Source organism: Candidatus Oscillochloris fontis (assembly GCF_004138135.1).
In the GTDB taxonomy this organism is placed as follows: domain Bacteria; phylum Chloroflexota; class Chloroflexia; order Chloroflexales; family Chloroflexaceae; genus Oscillochloris; species Oscillochloris fontis.
In genome coordinates, this window is sequence record NZ_RYFD01000007.1 from 13891 (window position 1) to 29936 (window position 16046).

A 16046-nucleotide genomic window follows, 5' to 3' on the forward strand; every position below is an offset into this window, starting at 1 on the left:
GGCCCCGATGAAGACCTCCATCCGTCCAATTATTGAGAACGTTCTCTTGGGCGTTCTCTTCACCTTCTTTACCTTGGCGGCCTTCAATACATGGCGCAGCACCGGTCAGATCCAGATGCTCCTGCTGGCCATCCAAGAAGCTCTGCTGATCGGGTTAATCATTACCCGCCGCAACACCACCGATATCAGCCGTTCATGGCTCGACGCCGTGATCGCCCTCGCCGGAACCGCCGCCCCATTACTGCAACGCGCCGGTGGTTGGCACCACCCTCTCATGATGCAGGTGGGTATCGGGGTGCAGATCGTTGGCCTCGTCATCTCGATCATTGCGGTGGCCAGCCTGGGGCGCAGCTTCGGTATCCTGGCGGCCAACCGTGGCGTCAAGACCAATGGCCTCTATCGGCTAGTTCGCCACCCACTCTATGGTAGTTACCTCTTCAGTTACCTCGGTTTTTTGCTTGGAAATGCGAGTCTACTTAACCTATTGGTGATTATCTTCTCAATTGCATTCCAATACCTGCGCACCAAGGCGGAAGAGCAAGTACTCCTCCGTGATCCTACCTACCAAACCTATATACAAAAGGTGCGCTACCGCTTTATTCCATTTCTGATCTAAGATCTGCGATCATAGCGTAGAACCAAAGCATCGCCCGCCAATGTAGTTCGTGTTCCCCAAGCCACATGGTGGGCGATGCTTAATCCCTACAAGGTCAGCTTGGCCTGTAGTTGTGCATTCGAAGGCTCGACCAGAATCGACCCATCGGGAAAGACTATCGTCGGTACACTGCGGTTGCCCCGATTGACCTGCATGACATAGGCGGTCGCAGCGGGATCAGACTCAATGTTCACATAGGTGTAGGCATGACCAAGCTGATCGAGTAGGCGCTGGGCACGCCGACAATCCGAGCACCAGCGCGTTCCGTAAAAGATAATCCCCGCGTTCTCCATCTGTTTCCTCTCTTATGTTATAGATACACAGCTTCCGGGAAGCTCAATTCTCATCGAGTATACCATGCTTTTGGTGCCATTTTCAAGCATATTTTCACCATTTGCACATCTTTTGCCCATACTCATCATGTTTGACATCTCTATTCACGATATGCTACCATAGTGGTATCAATGTTCGCATCGTAATCGTTGTAATTCCGAGTTGATGGCAGATCGATACAAACTAGTGCCATCACAACTAAAGAGTCGTTGCGTCCGTTCGGCACAGGCCGAATGTAGAGGAGTGCGTCACTACCTATGAAGCTGCACGAGTACCAGGCCCGTGACCTATTAGCCCGCTATGGCATCCCTGTGACCGGCGGCGGCGTTGCCAGCACCCCAGCGGAGGCCCGCACGATTGCCGAGCAGATCGGCGCGAAGGTAGTGATCAAGGCACAGGTGTTCGTCGGTGGGCGTGGCAAGGCAGGTGGGGTCAAACTTGCAGAGACCCCAGAGCAGGCCGAACAGGTTGCGTCCCAGATCCTGGGTATGGATATTAAAGGCTTGACGGTAGAGAAGGTGTTGGTTGCCGAGGCGATCAGCTACCAGAAGGAGATCTACCTGAGTGCCATTCTTGATCGCACCACCAAGCGGGTCATGATGATCGCCTCGTCCGAGGGTGGGGTCGAGATCGAGGAAGTAGCCAAAACCAATCCCGACGCGATCATCAAGATTGCCGCACATCCCCAACTCGGGCTGCTCGACTACCAGGCGCGTGAGTTGGCCTTTGCGATTGGGCTGAAGGATGGTAAACAGGCGCGTCAGTTTGCCCAGATCGCCAGTGCCCTCTACCGTGTCTTTGTGGAGACAGATGCTTCGCTGGCCGAGATTAACCCGCTCGTCATCCGCGATGATGGTAGCCTCCAGGCGCTCGACTCGAAAGTACTGCTTGATGACAGTGGCCTCTTCCGCCATCCCGATCTTGAGGCGCTGCGCGATTCATCCGATGAGCCGGAGGCCGAGCGACAAGCCCGTGAGTCCGAGATTACCTTCATTAAGCTCGATGGCACCATCGGCTGTATGGTCAATGGGGCTGGGTTGGCCATGGCTACCATGGATGTCGTCAAGCTCTATGGCGGCGAACCCGCCAACTTCCTCGATATTGGTGGCGGTGCCGGTAAAGACAAGGTCAAGGCAGCCCTTCAGATCATTCTGGCTGACCCCAATGTCAAGGCGGTGATGTTCAACATCTTCGGTGGCATCACCCGCGTAGATGAGGTCGCCCGTGGTATCATCGCCGCCCTCGAAGAAGTGGATACCCAGGTACCGATGATCGCTCGCCTCACCGGCACCAACGAGGAAGAGGGCCGCCGATTGCTGGCCGAGTCGCGCCTGATCCCCGCAGCAACCTTGGCCGAAGCCGCCCAGAAGGCCGTCGCTGCGGCCCAAGCCTAATTGTGAAGCTTCCCGGAAGCTTCTAGCTTCCGGGAAGCTTCTAGCTTGGTTACACACCCCCGCGCTGGCGAGTTTGATCAATCAGCCTTCGTTCGCGCAGATCTTGTGAAGATCTGCGCAGACTATCAAAAAACAGTGTCCAGTGATCATGCACATCGCGAGCAAGTGTGGTATAGTTTGCGCAAGTAGTGATCTGGCGTAGCCAGTGGAGGTCGCGCTCGAAGAGCGCACACTGAAGTTCAACCTCGGTATAGCGACAGGCTACAGCAGGTAGCCGCTCCGTCTTTGCCTCAGGATAGTTTGTTCCGGTGACTAACTCGCTTGGCTCATGCTTGAAGATACCGGCGAGCAGCGTGATGGTACGCTCGCTGGGTTGGCTTATCCCCACTTCAATGTGTGAGACAGCTACCCGCGAGATTGCCAAACGCTCAGCGAGTTCTTGTTGGGTCCATCCCCCCGTAGCACGAAGATGTGCAATTCGTTGGGATAGTGACTCGTTGGGCTTCATAGATCGTGATAACTCACTTAGCAGACGACGACGACGCAGGCTGCTATAGTATCATCGGTTCTGAGAGTCCGTCGATCTGTCTGTGATGTGAGAGGGCTGACATGAAGAAACGTGCATTAATTACGGGTATTACCGGCCAAGATGGTAGTTACCTGGCCGAGTTCTTACTTTCCCAGGGCTATGATGTGATCGGGATGGTGCGCCGTACCAGTACGGTCAATTTTGAGCGCATTACCCACATCCAGCCGTACCTGACACTGGTCACCGGCGATCTGCTCGATGAAGTCTCGTTGATCAATATGCTGCGCGAGCATCGCCCATCCGAGGTCTACAATCTGGCCGCACAGTCCTTCGTCCAAACCTCGTGGCCCCAGCCGGTCTTCACGGGTGAAACCACCGCCCTGGGTGTGACGCGGATGCTGGACGCAGTCCGACTCGTCGATCCTGACATTCGTTTTTACCAAGCGAGTAGCAGTGAGATGTTCGGGAAGGTGGTTGAGGTTCCTCAAAAGGAGACCACCCCCTTCTACCCCCGCAGCCCCTATGGGGTTGCCAAGGTCTATGGCCACTGGATCACGGTGAACTACCGTGAGAGCTACAACATGTTCGCCTGTAGCGGTATTCTCTTTAACCACGAAAGCCCGCGCCGAGGGCTGGAATTTGTGACCCGCAAGATCTCGCACGCCGTTGCACGGATCAAACTTGGTCTTGACCACGAGTTACGTCTGGGGAATCTCGATGCCCAGCGTGACTGGGGCTTCGCTGGAGATTATGTCGAAGCCATGTGGCTGATGCTCCAGCAGGAACAACCGGACGACTATGTGATTGCCACCGGAGAGACCCACTCGGTACGCGAGTTCTGCGAACTGGCCTTTAGCCACGTCGGCCTGAATTACCAGGAGTATGTGGTGATGGATGAGCGCTTTATGCGCCCCGCTGAGGTCGATCTGCTGATCGGTGACCCCTCCAAGGCACAGAAGGCGCTGGGTTGGCAACCCAAGACGCCATTCCCGACCCTGGTACAGATGATGGTTGATGCGGATGTGCAACTACTTAAGGAGCAGAACCGATGACTCAAACGGAGATGCGACTGATTGAAGAGGGATGGGATGCCTTGGTGGAGCGGCTCGGTATCGCTGAAGCGACCCGCTTCGTGATGCTGTTGGATCGCCGCACGGGTGGGGCGCTGCAACATCTGCGCACGCTCTGGTCTACATCGGGTTCGCCTGGGCAACGCCGCTCAGCGCTGAACCAACCCCAGACTCTCAACCACGTCGACCTCTAATCTCCATCGCCATATTCTTCTCAATGATGAGCAGGCTAGGGGTTACCCCCTAGCCTGCTCGGTGTTTCTGTTCAATGGGTATTGGTTTTTGGCTGCTTCGCCGCCAAAAACCAATACCGAAGATCTTCGGGGGCGGCGCGTCACAACGCGACTCTCTCCCCTACGGTATGCCGATGTCGCGGTCGCGCTCGATCTGATCGAGCCGTGCGGTTATGTCGCGCCGCCAAGCTTCATCCTCGACCTGGATCGACCGCACTCGGTAGAGGATCTCTTCTTGCACCCGCCGGACTCCACCCACCCGATCCGCTAAGAGGCCGATCAGAAAGGTGACTAGCGCCATCACGATCAAGACGCCGCCGACAAAGAGTGATTGATCGTTGGAGCGCGATTCGAGGAACCAGTTGAGCCGCCGCCCAATGAAGATGTAGGCCGCTGAGAGTAGGAAGAAGAGGCCAGGGATGAAGAGCACCAATGTAATGTAACTGAAGGTCTTGAGTGGCTCGTAGGTGGCGTAGGTGCGCGCAATAATCGCCGCCTGACGTTTGATGAAGTTCCAGTTGCCCCGGTGGAGCCGCGAGGGCCGTTCGACGATGTTGGTGCGGATCGGCACGGCGGTGATCGTCAGGCGACGTTTGCCGGCCTGGATCAGGTTCTCCACGGTGTAGGAAAAATCGGTGGTGACAAAGGTGCGCAACGCTGCCTGCCGCGAGAGCGCCCGAAAACCACTCACCGTATCGGGGACGTTCGTCTCGGAGGCCCAACGAACCACGCTGCTGCCCACATATTGCAACGTGCGTTTGAGTGGCGAAAAGTGCTCGATCATCTGCACCTGACGGTCACCGATCACGATGTCGGCTTCTTTGGCCAGAATGGGCGCAATCAGGCGCGGGATCTCACTACCAGGGTATTGATGATCAGCATCGGTGTTGACAATAATGTCCGCACCTAGCCGTAACGCAGCGTCAATACCGGTCTGATACGCGGTGGCCAAGCCTTTGTTTGAGGTGTGGCGGACGACATGGTTGGCCCCCGCTTGAAGCGCGACCGTAACGGTATCGTCGGTGCAGCCATCGTCAATGATCAAGACTTCGACACTGCTAACCCCAGGAATCTGGCGCGGGATGTCTGCAATGACGGTGCTGATCGTCTCACGCTCATTCAGCGCGGGGATCTGGACGATCAGACGCACGGAAGGTTGTTGCTGCTGCTGGGTCATGGTAGGCGCTATTGTAGCATAAGTAGAAGCGACGCATCGCCTGAGAACAACCACTTGCTGAGCTTCCCAGAAGTTTGGAGGTCAGAGGGCATTTACCAGCAGCATCTTTGCACATGCCCTAAGGACGATGCTTCTCCTACTTGACCCCTACCTAGCTTTCAGTGTATGCTCATAGTTAAGCCAAGCATCCGTGCCAACCACTAAGCCATTTCATGTCAAGTAGTGAGCCACGAAGCGAAGAATACCTCGTTGTGCGTCTGGGCGACGAGTATTATGCGTTGGCGGGCAGTGCCGTGCGCGAAGTAGCGCGCTGGCGACCACCGACGCCGGTTCCGGGTGCGCCAGCGATCCTGCCGGGGATCATCAACCAACGTGGGGTGGTGCTTCCGGCGGTGGATCTACGCCACCTTTTGGGTTTAGCAGCCACCCAATCTGATCGCGCCACCCGCCTGGTGATCATCCATCAGAATTCGGTGCGCCTCGCGCTGATTGTTGATGCCGCGCTCGATCTGCTTGTGCTCCAACGTGATGATCTGCTCCCGCCACCGGTTGGCCTGAGTCCACAACGCGCCCGGCTCCTGCACGCAGTAACCCAGTATGAAGCGCATCCGCTCCAGGTCTTCAGTATGGAGGCGTTAATGACCACCATTCAGGAGGCTGAGTAGACGTATGCAGAGCGAGTATTGTATCCTGGGAGTGGCGGTGGGGGGCGCACTATTTGGAGTTGTACAGTCACACGTACAGACGGTGAGCCTGATTGATCCCACCGATCCCCCGACGGACATGCATGATCGAACCCTGATCTGCCGCGAACTTGGCCCTATGCTGGGTGGCCCGCCACATCAGGGGGCAGGCCGCCGCCACGCCCTGATCATTGCTCTGCGCCGTCGCTCGGTAGCCCTGTTGATTGATCGTGTTGATAGCCTACACCTGGAGAACCAGTCCGAAATTCAAATGCTCGCCCCGTTGCTGGCCCAGCGTCTGGCCCGCCCCTGGTTCATCGGAGCGGTGATCTATCAGGATGCCCCGTTGCTCCTGCTCGATCTGCGCCGGATTGCAACTGATGTCATGATTGGTGCGGTATAACATGAAGAGCTCATTGCTGCACGAACCGAGTAGTCTGCTCAAAGATAATGTCGGGGTGATGCGCCTGCTGATTGCCGTGGGCATGACGACGGCGCTCGTTTTTGTGCTGGTGGTAGGCGTTCTGCGCGTTGGTGAGCAGATCAGCGAGACGCTGGTGATCATCAGTGGCCTGATCGGAATCGGGGCACTCGGCTGTTTTGGCGGGGCGTTCTGGCTCTTGCAGCGCCATCTGGCCCGCCAATCCAGTCAACTCATCTTCTATGGCATGCTGCTTAGTTGTCTGCTTGGGACGGCGATCTTTGGCGGCGCGAGTGGGCCATTGAGTCTCTGTTTCTTTGTGCCGATTGTGAGCACAGGGTTGTTCGGGCGTGGGCGCGATAGTATCCTGGTTGCCGCTGGATCGCTCGTCTCGATTGCGATTCTGCTCCTCGCAGAACAGAGCTTTGGCTACCAACCACCCGTCAGGAGCAGCGCGAATATGGCGTTTGCCATCTTCAGCTTGGCCACGCTGCTCCTCTCGCTGCTGGCGTGGCTCAGTGGACGTGATCTGCGTACCACCCTGGCTGAGTCGCAGGGGCGCGCCCAGGAGTTGCTCAATAAGACCGAGCAACTGATGGAGAAGAATATTCAGCAGGTGGAACTGGGGAGTGAACTGGCTGCCGCCGCTGCCGAGATGCAGATGACCTCGCAGCAGCAGGCGGGGGGGGCCGCCGATCAGGCCAGCGCGGTCTCGCAGGTTTCAACCACGATTGAGCAGTTGGGCAGTACCGCACGCCAGATTGCTCAGGCGAGCGAGCATGTGGCGCTGGCCGCCCAACAGACGTTGGAAAATCTGAGTAGTGGCCAGAGTGCGGTGGACGAGAGCATTCAGGCGATGGAGCGCATCCGTGGACGGGTGCAGGATGTCAGTTCGCGGGTGCTCAGCTTGGGCGAACGTTCGCAGCAGATTGGCGAGATTATTGACCTGATTGATGACATCTCCGATGAGACCCACCTGCTCGCCCTCAATGCCGCGATTGAGGCCGCCGGGGCGGGTGAGCATGGCCGCCGCTTTGCCGTGGTTGCTGCTGAAGTGAAGAGCCTCGCCAACCGCACCCTCGCCGCCGCCAAGGAGGTCAAGGGGGTGATCGCCGAGATCCGTCAGGCAACCAGTGTGGCGGTATTGGCGGCTGAAGAGGGCAGCAAGGCGGTTGAGCGCGGTGTCGAACTGGCCCATCGCGCCGGACAAGTGATGGATAGCATCGTAATGGTGGCCGAGCGCACCGCACAGTCGGCGGCGGAGATTGGCTTGGCTACCGCCCAGCAGCAGAGTGCGAGTGAGCAGGTGGTCGAGACGATGCGGGAAGTGGCGGAGGTGGCGCGGCAATCTGCGCTCGGTGCGCGCCAGATGGCCGAGTCGGCGGCGACTCTGACGGCGATTGCCGACCGTTTGCACGGTATTGTGGTGAATGACGAGTGACTATGGATCTCTCCGCCTTCTATAATCAGTTTCGCGAAGAGACCGTTGAGAATGTGCGCACACTCAACGATGGATTGTTGGCGCTTGAGTCGCTCACCGATAACCAAGCACGACGCGAACAGATTGACCGCATCTTCCGGGCGGTGCATACGATCAAAGGCTCGGCACGCATGCTGGGTTTCGAGACGGTAGGCCGACTGGCGCACGAGATGGAGAGCATCCTGAGCGAGATGCGCCAGGGGCAACGCGACCTGGATCATGATCTGGCCTCGCGCTTCCTGCGCGGTGGCGATGCCTTGCTGACTCTGACCACAGCAGCGATTGAGGGCCATCCATCGCATCTGGATGTTGAGGCGCTCATCCGGCTTATTCAGGGGCGCACTGAGACTCTGCCCCTCTCCACGCCAACGCCCCCCCCCTCCCCACAACCGATTCCGCCGCCCGCCCCGCCTGAACCCGCGCCTACCCCTAGCCCGCGCCCACCCATGGCCCCGCCCACCACCCGTTCAGGCGGCGGGCGAACCGTGCGCGTGCGGATTGATCGCCTGGATCGCATACTCAATCTGACTGGGGAACTCATGGTCAGCCATCAGGTGCTCGTTAACCATGCCGACGAGATCAACCAGTTGCGCCACGCGATGAACCAGCAGGCGCGTGTGATCCGCGAACTCGAAGACGAACTGAACCAACTACGCTTTTCGGCATCACAACGCCACGCACTTGATCAGCGCCTCAGTGCCATCCATAGTGTTGCGCAGCAGATTCAGGGCCGCATCCAGCGCCAGAGTGAACATATCGGACGCCATGTAAACCAGAGTGACCTGCTGGTGCGCGATCTGGAGCAGGAGGTGATGGCGGCACGCTTGGTGCCGATTGCGACGATTTATGCCGGGTTGCCGCGCCTCGTGCGCGATGTCGCCGATGCGACCGGGAAGCTGGCGCGGATTGAGATGCGTGGTGAGACGGTGGAACTAGATCGGAAGGTGCTCGAACTACTCCAAGATCCGCTCATGCATCTGATCCGGAATGCGGTTGATCATGGTATCGAACCTATGCAGGAACGCCAAGCCGCAGGCAAGCCCGCAACTGGCACAATTATGATCGAGGCTGAAGCCGCAAGTAGCGAGGTGCGCGTCGTCATCCACGATGATGGCAGCGGGATTGATCCCGCCAAAATCCGCGAACGCGCCATCCACCTAGGGATGCTGCGAAGCGATGATGCGCTGCGCCTGAGCGACCACGAGATCTTCGACCTGATCTTCCAACCCGGCTTCTCGACCGCCCCGATTGTCACCGACATCTCTGGGCGTGGCGTGGGCATGGATGTGGTGCGCGCGAATATCAATGAGCTCGGTGGCCATGTAGCAATCGAATCGCACCTGGGGCAGGGAACCCAGATCATCCTCACTCTGCCGCTTACGCTGGTCACTACCCGCGTCCTGCTCGTCCAAGTCGGGCCGATGAGCTTTGCCCTGCCCGCTAGTGGCTGCCGTGGCACAACCTGGGTGCAGGCCGATCAGGTGCGCAGTATTGAGGGCCAGCCAACGATGATGTATGCTGGCCAGGATCTTATGGTGCGCTCGCTGGGAGAAATCCTGGGGGTGGACACCAATCATACCCTCACCAACCGATCACGCCTCCCCGCGCTCCTCATCGGCAGCGCCCAACGCATGCTGGTCGTGGTAGTAGATGCCCTGCTCGACGAGTGCGAAGCGGTGGTCAAACCGCTAGGGCCAGTCCTGGCCAAGCAGCGCATCTATAGTGGAGCCATGCAACTCGGCGATGGCAGCCTCGTCCTGCTGATCAATCCGATCATTCTGATGCAGATGAGCAGCAACCTGCACCCGCTCGTGGCCACCGAAACCAACCACACACCACGCCGCCAACCCCAACTCCTCGTCTGCGATGATAGCTTCACCACCCGCGAGATGATCCGCAGCATCCTCCAATCAGCGGGCTACCTCGTAACCGCTGCGGTTGATGGTGCAGATGCGCTTGACAAACTGCGTTCACAAGCCTACGATCTCGTGGTAAGTGATGTTGAGATGCCGCGTGTGGATGGATTTGAACTGACCACCCGCATTCGCAACGAACTTGCCCTACCCGAACTCCCCGTTGTGCTGATCACCAGCCTCGCCTCTGAGGAACATCGTCGTCGCGGCCTTGAAGCAGGAGCGCATGCCTATATCGTGAAGAGTCAGTTTGACCAAGGCAGTCTGCTGGGGGTGATTCAGCAGTTATTGGGGAACGATCTCTAACCTGATCTTCCGGGAAGATCCAAGCTTCCCGGAAGATCAGAGTATCCATCCGGTCTTCGCGGGCATCTGCGCCGCGTAGGAATGAGGGTGCTATGCCAGCCAAGATCTTGGTTGTTGATGATAGTAAACTTGTCACCGATATTGTCAAGCTGCGCCTCGAAATGTTCGGCTTTCAGGTGCGCCTCGCCCACAGCGGCGAAGCCGCACTCGCCGCCATCGCCCAGGACGTTCCCGATCTGATGGTGCTCGACGTGCAGATGCCCGGCATTGATGGCTATGAGGTCTGTCGGCGGCTGCGCGATGACCCCCTGCTTGATGATCTGCGCATTATTATGCTCACCTCCAGCGATGATAAACGCGCCGCCTTTGAGGCCGGAGTGGACGACTACCTGAACAAAGATATTGACCTGCTCAATCTGCCGAACCGGGTCAAAATGATTCTTGAGATGTAGGTACTATGGCTCACCCGCTACGCATCCTGATTGTTGACGACTCAGCCCTGATGCGGCGGCTTATTCGCACGATGCTGGAACAAGATCCCGAATTGACGGTGGTCGGTGAGGCGGCTGATGGTCGCGAGGCATTGATCCGGGTCGCCGAACTACGCCCCGATCTGATCACACTCGATGTGCGCATGCCGGTGATGGATGGCGTCGAGACCACCCGCCAGATCATGGCCTATCAGCCCACGCCGATCTTGGTACTCACTGCTTCGCTTTCGCGCTACGATATTGACATCACCTTCCAAATGCTCGATTCGGGTGCGTTAGATGTGATGGAAAAGCCCGCCTTAGGCGACAATGACGCGCTCGAACGGGCGCGAATAGCATTGATCCGCAAGATCAAACTGTTGGCGCGTGTGAAGGTGGTGACCCACCTGCGCGGGCGACGCAAACTGCAAGAGGCGCAGGCCGTGCCACCTCCCGTTTCCCCACCACCGAGCCGCCCCAGCGGCACCTTCCCGGTGGTGGTGATCGGAGCCTCAACCGGCGGACCACGCATCGTCCAACAGATTCTCGCCGGGTTGCCCGCCAATTATGGTGCCGCTGTCCTGGTGGTTCAACATATTGCCCAAGGATTTAGCGCAGGTATGGTAGAGTGGATGCGTACCCGTTCGGTCTTGCCGATCAAGCTGGCGCAAGCTGGAGAGACGTTGCAGATCGGGACGGTGCTGGTGGCTCCGGATCGTCTGGATATGACCTTTGAAACTGATGGGCGAATCAAACTGAGTGACCATCCGTTGCTGCTGCAACGCCCTTCGATTGACATTACCATGCAGTCAGTGGCCGAGATCTATGCCGCCCAAACAACTGGAGTGTTGCTGACCGGCATGGGCCGCGATGGTGCGATGGGGATGCGCGCAATCCGGCGCGCCGGGGGTTATACGATTGCCCAAGACGAGGCTAGTTGTACCATTTTTGGCATGCCCAAGGCCGCCATTGACCTCGGCGTGGTCGAGGCGGTGTTAGCCCCAGAGAAGATCATCGAAGCATTAATTAACCGCATCGCACCCAAGTGGGGAGGTTCCGGGTGAGCCAGGGAGTGGCCCCAAGTAGCGAATTGAGTTCGGTGCAACTGACCACCTTGCGTGACCTGTTGGCCACCTACTGCGGAGTCTATCTGGACGGCTCGCGCCATGAGACGCTGCGCAGCGCGGTGCGCCGCCGCGCCACGCAGCGCGGAATGCAGGTGGTGGTGTATGCCGATGCGCTGACTAGTGAAGCCGAACGCCCGGAGTTGCATGTTCTGGCCGAACTACTCCTGAACCACGAGACGGTCTTCTTTCGCCATCGCCAGCATATGACGGCCCTCGGCAGGACGATCATCCCCGAACTGCACCGCAGGCTCCCTCCAGAGGTGCCGATCCGCATCTGGAGTGCTGGGTGCGCCACTGGTGAAGAGGCCTATTCGATTGCTATCACGGCCCTCGAAACACTCGGCAACCCGCCGACTCGCCCGCTAGAGATCCTCGGCAGCGACCTCAGCGCAACCGCCCTGGCCCGCGCACGTGCCGGACGCTATCGTGGGCGCACGCTGGGCAACCTGAGTGAATCCCAGCGCCGCCTCTTCTTTCGCCCCTTTGGAAGCGATGGCTTGGAGGTCAATGAGCACCTACGCCGCTGGGTTCGTTTCGAGCAGCGCAATCTACTCGAACCATTTCCGACAGAGTTTCAGGGCATGCAGATCATCTTTTGTCAAAATGTGACGATCTATTTTCAGATTGAAACTTGTCGTACCCTGATGCAGCACTTCTATGAGATGATGGCCGAGGGCGGTACGCTCTTCCTTGGTTTCTCCGAAACGCTGTGGAACATCTTCAATCGTTTTCGTTGGCGTGAAGTGGACGGGACATATGTCTACCAGAAAGATCGGGCGCTGCCGCTCCCACCGCCACGCTGCCCGGCACCACTCCCCAGCCCATCATTCAGCACGCGCCCTGAACAGGTGGTACGCCCCAACCCCAACTCAACCCGCACCACCAATGATGTAGTAGCCCAAGGGCGTGGCCTGATTGATGCGGGCAAGAGTGAGGCCGCACTTGATGTGATCGAGAATGCCCCACTGGGCGGCCCGCAAGTCCCGCAGATCCTGGCCCTCTCGGCACATGCCCATGCCAATCGCGGCGACCTCGATCTGGCGGCGGCTGAGGCCCATCGTGCGCTCGAACTTGACCCGCTCACCACCGAGGCGTATCTACTGATCGGCCTGATCTATGCGCGCCAGGATCAACCTGCTCAGGCGATCAGCCATCTCGAACGGGCACGCTACCTTGACCCGAACGCTGCGCAAATCTCGTTCCACCTCGCCGAATGCTACCGCCATGTTGGGCGTATAGATGCCGCCCGCCGCGAATATCGGAACACGATCCAAAAACTGGCCGGACAACCTCCCGAACGCCTAATTGATGGTGTCGCCGTTGGATGGCTGGCCGAGACCTGTCAACGCTACTTGACAATTTTAGGCGGGCGAGACGACAAAAAGGGGTGAAAGCCCCTTTACTACATGTTGAAGTACGATGATAGATCGTCATACCAATCCAACTGCATGGCGTTCACTGCTTGGCCACCGCCCACCCCGACGGCGCGGCAAAACTCGGCGTGTTCAGCCTGCCTCCATCCCTAGCGCGGAGCAGCGGCGCGCCGATGAGATCCAACAAGAACTCATGCTGGCCCGCGATATCCAGCAGGGCTTGTTGCTCGAAGCCGCCCCGCACCTCGTGGGTTGGGAGATCAGCGCGATCTCGTTGCCCGCTCGCGATCTGGGTGGCGATCTGTATGATTTTCTGCGCCTCAGCGAACGCACTCACGGGATCATGATCGGGGATGTGAGCGGCAAAGGGCTACCCGCCGCCCTGCGTATGGCGGTGGCACGCACCGTCTTTCGCCACGAGGCACGCCGGAATAACCCACCCGCCATCACCTTAGCTGGAGTCAACCAGGGAATATTGAGCGAAATCCCCCAGGGTATGGTCACAATGCTCTATGCACGTTTGGACATCCTCAGCGGTGAGTTGCACCTCGCGAATGCCGGACATACCTTCCCCTTATTAGCGTACAACGCGGTGCAAGAGATCGAGATCTGCGGGCTGCCTCTGGGTGTTGATGCCGACAGCGACTACTCCGAGGCGACAGTGGGGCTGCATCCGGGTGAGAGTGTGGTGCTCTATACCGATGGGGTGCTTGAGGCCGAGAATGCCGCCGGAGAGATCTTTGGCTATGAACGGCTCGAAGCGGTGGTCGCCGCTAACCCACATCTCAAACCGCGTGCCATGGTTGCCATGCTGCTACGTGAAGTACGCGAATGGGCAGGCGCAGCCGTTCAGAGCGACGATATTACGATTGTGGTACTGCGCCGCCGCCTGACGGATCTGAGTGCGGAGTTACGCACTATTGTACTGGATGTCCTGGGCCACGAGATCGGCCACACCCTCTGGAATAGTGAACTCGCAGCGCTCAGCCAGAACAATGCACTGACCTGGATTAGTCTGCTACCCGACATTATGAAGCGCACCCAGAGCCACCTGGGACGTGGCCTCACCCGCGAACTGAATCAGCAACTTCGGTTGGCTCTAGAGGACTATCGGGGGGGATAAGTCGGGGCGAAGCATCGCCCTGCATAGGATTTGGGGGTGGAGGGCACTATTTCATCCCTACATCATGAACAGGTACGATACATTACGTTCTATACATGTGCAGATCAGCATGCTATAGTAGAAAACCCGACCCCATTCGGGTTCTGTAGGTACGGAGACTCCTATGGCTGTCAATGAGCAGTTACACTTTATGCCCCTCGACCTCGATACCTTTGCGGGGAGTGAGCGGTTTATGACCGGCACGCGTCTCGGGGCGGCCTTCAGCCAAGGGATGCGTTCCTACCTGCGAGCAGCCTATGCCGAGGCAATCGAGCACTTCAAGGCGGCACTGATCGCGGCCTATGTGGATGGTGAGGAGCAGGCCCAGATCTACGAACGTGAACGGGCGATCATCTACCTCTATATCGGCAATGCCCTGGCCTTCCAGGATGATTGGGAGAGCGCACTGCGCGAATATCTGGAGGCGGTGCAGACCGACCACCAACTTGCTGAAGCCCACTACAACTTGGGGGTTGCGTTTGCGGCACGGGGTCAAGTGGATCGGGCGATTGCGGCCTTCCGCGAAACCTTAGAGCACAACCCGAATCTCTACGAGGCCCACTTTGCGCTTGGGCGCTGCTACCAACATGTGGATGATGCAGGCCGCGCCTACATTCACTACAACAGCGCCTGTAACGCCCGCCCCCAAGCCGCCGAACCGCTCTACTATATGGGGTTGATGCACCAGAGCCACGGTGCCCACGAATTGGCCCAGAAGTGTTTCGCCGAAGCCCTGCGGGTTGAGCCAACCTTCATCTCACCCGACAGTAGCATCATCGAAGATACGCTGATCAGCCGCTCGGAGGAGGAGGTCTCACAATGGTACTACCGCTTGAGCCAGGCGCTCAAGCAGCAAAACTATGAGGAGGATGCCGAACGCATCTACCGCGCCCTGCTACAATGGCGGCCCCAAGAGCATTATGCGCACTACTTGCTAGGCAACCTGTTGGCCCGTCAGCGCCGTTGGGATGAGGCACTGGAAGAGTATCGGCACATCCCGCCCCAAGACAAATACTATGTGCAGGCCCGCCTGCGAATGAGTGCAGTGATGCGGCTGCTTAAGCGGCCCAAACAAGCCTATGATCTGCTCTTTGAGTGTGCCAAGCTCAATCCGGGTAATGGGATGCTCTTCCTAAATATGGGTAAGTTGCTCTACGATATGGGCCTTAATCCAGCCGCCGCACGCGCCTTCGAACGCGCCGTGCAACTCCTCCCCAACGATCCACACGCCAACTACCTGCTGGGCTTTATCTATAATATGCTGGGCCGCGAAAATTGGGCCTTGGCCGCATGGCGGAAGGCCGTCGAGTTGAACCCCAATGCCCACTCGCTACGCTACGATCTGGGCTATATGTATGCTCGCCGCAGCCGGTTTGATCTGGCCGCGAACGAGTTTACCCACGTGCTGGAGCACTGGCCAGAGGATGTTGAGACCAACTTTATGCTCGGATTGTGCTATAAAGAACTGAGCGAGCCGGGCAAAGCCATTCCGCTCTTTGAGAAGGTGCTGCGCCGCAATCCGCGCCACGCCCAAGCCCTCTACTATCTCGGAGCCTGCTACCTCCAGATCGGCAATACCTCGCTGGGCAAAGCCTACCTGCGCCGCTATGACCACCTCGCTCGCCAAAGTGAGGCCCTCTCCAATCTCGCCGGTTCGCGGCGGCGGCAGGTTGTCAATCCAACCAATGCGCCAGGGGGCTAGGCTAGGCGCTGGTTCACT

Annotated in this window: 16 protein-coding genes; 13 read left to right on the forward strand and 3 right to left on the reverse strand. The window is 58.3% G+C overall.

Annotated features, from left to right (window positions below):
* Positions 1–7 precede the first annotated feature (7 nt).
* Positions 8–616 (forward strand): methyltransferase family protein, encoded by a 609-nt coding sequence (locus tag EKD03_RS04600; RefSeq protein WP_129628060.1) that lies wholly within the window; start codon positions 8–10, stop codon positions 614–616.
* 86 nt (positions 617–702) lie between these two features.
* Here EKD03_RS04600 and EKD03_RS04605 read toward each other — a convergent pair whose 3' ends face one another.
* Positions 703–948, reverse strand: a complete 246-nt coding sequence (locus EKD03_RS04605) for a glutaredoxin domain-containing protein (RefSeq protein ID WP_129628062.1) — start codon at positions 946–948, stop codon at positions 703–705.
* Between the two features lie 297 nt (positions 949–1245).
* Here EKD03_RS04605 and sucC point away from each other — a divergent pair, with 297 nt between their 5' ends.
* Complete coding sequence (gene sucC / locus EKD03_RS04610; RefSeq protein WP_129628064.1) at positions 1246–2382, forward strand: ADP-forming succinate--CoA ligase subunit beta; 1137 nt, start codon at positions 1246–1248, stop codon at positions 2380–2382.
* Between the two features lie 49 nt (positions 2383–2431).
* Here sucC and EKD03_RS04615 read toward each other — a convergent pair whose 3' ends face one another.
* A complete protein-coding gene (locus EKD03_RS04615) occupies positions 2432–2890 on the reverse strand; it encodes a helix-turn-helix domain-containing protein (protein ID WP_129628066.1) in 459 nt (152 codons plus the stop codon).
* A gap of 101 nt (positions 2891–2991) precedes the next feature.
* Between EKD03_RS04615 and gmd the strand changes: the two genes are divergently transcribed.
* Together gmd and EKD03_RS04625 are read left to right on the forward strand one after the other, a co-directional pair.
* Positions 2992–3963, forward strand: coding sequence for a GDP-mannose 4,6-dehydratase (gmd, locus tag EKD03_RS04620; RefSeq protein WP_129628068.1), 972 nt, complete (start codon positions 2992–2994; stop codon positions 3961–3963).
* Complete coding sequence (locus EKD03_RS04625; protein ID WP_129628070.1) at positions 3960–4175, forward strand: hypothetical protein; 216 nt, start codon at positions 3960–3962, stop codon at positions 4173–4175. Before gmd ends, EKD03_RS04625 begins: the two co-directional genes overlap by 4 nt.
* A 160-nt stretch (positions 4176–4335) precedes the next feature.
* On the opposite strand, the gene EKD03_RS04630 is transcribed toward EKD03_RS04625, so the two are convergent.
* Entirely contained in the window at positions 4336–5391 is a 1056-nt protein-coding gene (locus tag EKD03_RS04630; RefSeq protein ID WP_238613389.1) for a glycosyltransferase family 2 protein, read from the reverse strand.
* A gap of 212 nt (positions 5392–5603) precedes the next feature.
* Between EKD03_RS04630 and EKD03_RS04635 the strand changes: the two genes are divergently transcribed.
* The 9 genes from EKD03_RS04635 to EKD03_RS04675 all read left to right on the forward strand — a co-directional run bounded on the left by EKD03_RS04635 (position 5604) and on the right by EKD03_RS04675 (position 16028).
* Positions 5604–6056, forward strand: coding sequence for a chemotaxis protein CheW (locus EKD03_RS04635; RefSeq protein WP_129628072.1), 453 nt, complete (start codon positions 5604–5606; stop codon positions 6054–6056).
* A gap of 4 nt (positions 6057–6060) precedes the next feature.
* Positions 6061–6477: a chemotaxis protein CheW gene (locus EKD03_RS04640; RefSeq protein ID WP_129628074.1), complete on the forward strand. Its 417-nt coding sequence runs from the start codon at positions 6061–6063 to the stop codon at positions 6475–6477.
* Position 6478: 1 nt separating this feature from the next.
* Positions 6479–7936: a methyl-accepting chemotaxis protein gene (locus EKD03_RS04645; protein WP_129628076.1), complete on the forward strand. Its 1458-nt coding sequence runs from the start codon at positions 6479–6481 to the stop codon at positions 7934–7936.
* A 2-nt stretch (positions 7937–7938) separates the two neighbouring features.
* Positions 7939–10194, forward strand: coding sequence for a hybrid sensor histidine kinase/response regulator (locus EKD03_RS04650; RefSeq protein ID WP_129628078.1), 2256 nt, complete (start codon positions 7939–7941; stop codon positions 10192–10194).
* Between the two features lie 92 nt (positions 10195–10286).
* A complete protein-coding gene (locus EKD03_RS04655) occupies positions 10287–10646 on the forward strand; it encodes a response regulator transcription factor (protein ID WP_129628080.1) in 360 nt (119 codons plus the stop codon).
* A gap of 5 nt (positions 10647–10651) precedes the next feature.
* Complete coding sequence (gene cheB, locus EKD03_RS04660) at positions 10652–11728, forward strand: chemotaxis-specific protein-glutamate methyltransferase CheB (RefSeq protein ID WP_129628082.1); 1077 nt, start codon at positions 10652–10654, stop codon at positions 11726–11728.
* On the forward strand, positions 11725–13182 hold the full coding sequence (locus EKD03_RS04665) for a CheR family methyltransferase (protein WP_129628084.1): 1458 nt from the start codon (positions 11725–11727) through the stop codon (positions 13180–13182). The genes cheB and EKD03_RS04665 overlap by 4 nt, the downstream gene beginning before the upstream one ends.
* Positions 13183–13210: 28 nt before the next feature.
* Complete coding sequence (locus tag EKD03_RS04670; protein WP_129628086.1) at positions 13211–14287, forward strand: PP2C family protein-serine/threonine phosphatase; 1077 nt, start codon at positions 13211–13213, stop codon at positions 14285–14287.
* A 163-nt stretch (positions 14288–14450) separates the two neighbouring features.
* On the forward strand, positions 14451–16028 hold the full coding sequence (locus EKD03_RS04675; RefSeq protein ID WP_129628088.1) for a tetratricopeptide repeat protein: 1578 nt from the start codon (positions 14451–14453) through the stop codon (positions 16026–16028).
* Positions 16029–16046 lie beyond the last annotated feature (18 nt).

What these genes read in the sequence shown, in the direction of transcription:
- EKD03_RS04600 (WP_129628060.1), top strand. Translation starts at nt 8, where the DNA reads ATGAAGACCTCCATCCGTCCAATTATTGAGAACGTTCTCTTGGGCGTT.
- EKD03_RS04605 (WP_129628062.1), bottom strand. Translation starts at nt 948, where the DNA reads ATGGAGAACGCGGGGATTATCTTTTACGGAACGCGCTGGTGCTCGGAT.
- sucC (WP_129628064.1), top strand. Translation starts at nt 1,246, where the DNA reads ATGAAGCTGCACGAGTACCAGGCCCGTGACCTATTAGCCCGCTATGGC.
- EKD03_RS04615 (WP_129628066.1), bottom strand. Translation starts at nt 2,890, where the DNA reads ATGAAGCCCAACGAGTCACTATCCCAACGAATTGCACATCTTCGTGCT.
- gmd (WP_129628068.1), top strand. Translation starts at nt 2,992, where the DNA reads ATGAAGAAACGTGCATTAATTACGGGTATTACCGGCCAAGATGGTAGT.
- EKD03_RS04625 (WP_129628070.1), top strand. Translation starts at nt 3,960, where the DNA reads ATGACTCAAACGGAGATGCGACTGATTGAAGAGGGATGGGATGCCTTG.
- EKD03_RS04630 (WP_238613389.1), bottom strand. Translation starts at nt 5,391, where the DNA reads ATGACCCAGCAGCAGCAACAACCTTCCGTGCGTCTGATCGTCCAGATC.
- EKD03_RS04635 (WP_129628072.1), top strand. Translation starts at nt 5,604, where the DNA reads ATGTCAAGTAGTGAGCCACGAAGCGAAGAATACCTCGTTGTGCGTCTG.
- EKD03_RS04640 (WP_129628074.1), top strand. Translation starts at nt 6,061, where the DNA reads ATGCAGAGCGAGTATTGTATCCTGGGAGTGGCGGTGGGGGGCGCACTA.
- EKD03_RS04645 (WP_129628076.1), top strand. Translation starts at nt 6,479, where the DNA reads ATGAAGAGCTCATTGCTGCACGAACCGAGTAGTCTGCTCAAAGATAAT.
- EKD03_RS04650 (WP_129628078.1), top strand. Translation starts at nt 7,939, where the DNA reads ATGGATCTCTCCGCCTTCTATAATCAGTTTCGCGAAGAGACCGTTGAG.
- EKD03_RS04655 (WP_129628080.1), top strand. Translation starts at nt 10,287, where the DNA reads ATGCCAGCCAAGATCTTGGTTGTTGATGATAGTAAACTTGTCACCGAT.
- cheB (WP_129628082.1), top strand. Translation starts at nt 10,652, where the DNA reads ATGGCTCACCCGCTACGCATCCTGATTGTTGACGACTCAGCCCTGATG.
- EKD03_RS04670 (WP_129628086.1), top strand. Translation starts at nt 13,211, where the DNA reads ATGATAGATCGTCATACCAATCCAACTGCATGGCGTTCACTGCTTGGC.
- EKD03_RS04675 (WP_129628088.1), top strand. Translation starts at nt 14,451, where the DNA reads ATGGCTGTCAATGAGCAGTTACACTTTATGCCCCTCGACCTCGATACC.